The organism is Streptomyces beijiangensis, assembly GCF_017315755.1.
GTDB classification, from domain to species: Bacteria; Actinomycetota; Actinomycetes; order Streptomycetales; family Streptomycetaceae; genus Streptomyces; species Streptomyces beijiangensis.
On sequence record NZ_JAFLRJ010000591.1, the window covers coordinates 1 to 1,055 of the forward strand.

The 1,055-nt window shown below is 67.1% G+C and carries 1 protein-coding gene and 1 pseudogene; both read left to right on the top strand.

Annotated elements, in window-relative coordinates:
- A pseudogene (locus J0695_RS37255) lies at positions 1–246 on the top strand (helix-turn-helix domain-containing protein); the annotation flags it as partial.
- A gap of 63 nt (positions 247–309) precedes the next feature.
- Positions 310–897 carry a Uma2 family endonuclease gene (locus J0695_RS37260; RefSeq protein WP_206969188.1) on the top strand — a complete coding sequence of 196 codons (588 nt, stop codon included), beginning with the start codon at positions 310–312 and terminating at the stop codon, positions 895–897.
- Positions 898–1,055 lie beyond the last annotated feature (158 nt).

The following is a 1,055-nucleotide window of genomic DNA, read 5'->3' on the forward strand; positions in this document are numbered from 1 at the left end:
GCCACCTGGCTGGAACGCGGGGCGACCCCGGCTGCCGTACAGCGCGCGATGACGGCCAACCTTCCCACCGAACCCCTGCGCCGCCCGGCCGCCTTCCTGGCCCACCGCCTCACCACGGAACTCCCACCGCTGCCCGAGTTCGGGGCCGCGCCTTCAACCCCGGACCCGTTCCAGACGTGCGACCACTGCGACCGAGCGTTCCGCTCCCCGACCCCGGTGCCTGCCGCGACTGCCGACCCGACCTGATGGAGGCCGCTTAGCATGAGAGCGACGACCCTTTCGCCTGGGAAGAGACGAGGAGTGCGCGCTATGACAATCGCCCCGGGCAACGCACAAATGGGCAGCCCCCAGTACCGGGCCATGCGCGACGCCGTCGATCAAATGCGGGACTGTCTTCCCGGCAAATTCGAGATCACCAAGGAAGGGATCGTCCACGACATGCTGGCGCCAGGGCGTCCGCATGAGTTCACCGCAGGGCTGGTCAGCCGTCGCCTGGAGCAGAACATGCCAGAGGGGATCTGGGCTTTCACGGGCACGCCAGATGTGGAGGACGAGCCTGAAGGCATCAAGCGTCACCCGGATGTCATGCTGATCGCCACGGACGACATGGAGGGGCAGGGCTCTTTCGACCCCAGTACGCTCATCGCCGCCATCGAGGTCGTATCGCGCTCCAACCCGGACAACGACTGGGTGAGCAAGATGCGGGACTATCCCCTGCTGGGTATCCCCATCTACGCGATCTTCGACCCCCGCACCGGCTCCGGCGCGGTCCTCTCCGAGATCCACCCGACCCCCCAGGGCCCGCGCTACGCCACGCGCAAAGACTTCGTGTACGGCGAAGACGTCACCATCGGCGAGTGGACGATCTCCACCGACGGCCTGCCTCGATACGTGTAGGCCCCTGACCACGCGGTCATGACGGCGTGTCAGGATCTCCCGCATGGTTGAAGACACGGGGTTGAACACCTACCAGCGCCTGGCCGTCCGGCTGCACGAGCTCGGCATGATCACCCGCCAGAAGGCGGACGAGTCGGTCGCGGACACCGCCGACTGGG